At 51.4% G+C, this 255-nt stretch carries 1 protein-coding gene; it reads left to right on the top strand.

From position 1 onward, the window contains the following. Nucleotides 1–11: 11 nt before the first annotated feature. The coding region (locus tag ACG59Z_RS18785; RefSeq protein WP_400200729.1) for an Ig-like domain-containing protein at nt 12–255 on the top strand (244 nt) is incomplete at its 3' end.

The following is a 255-nucleotide window of genomic DNA, read 5'->3' as shown; positions in this document are numbered from 1 at the left end:
CAGATGTCATCGTGACTGTCGATACGGCAGCACCAAATGCACCGGTTCTTGATCCAATCAATGCGACCAATCCAATCACAGGTACAGCAGAAGCGGGATCAACCGTAACTGTGAGCTTCCCTGATGGTACAACAGCAACTGTAGTTGCAGGCCCTGATGGTAAGTGGACAGCGCCAAACCCAGGTGACTTGCTTGATGGTCAAACAGTGACTGCAACAGCGACTGACCCAGCAGGTAACCCATCATTACCAGGTA

Source organism: Acinetobacter sp. ABJ_C1_1 (genome assembly GCF_044684115.1).
GTDB lineage: Bacteria > Pseudomonadota > Gammaproteobacteria > Pseudomonadales > Moraxellaceae > Acinetobacter > Acinetobacter nosocomialis_A.
The sequence above is the reverse complement of the archived record's forward strand: the minus strand, read 5'-3'. Positions and strand labels throughout refer to the sequence as shown.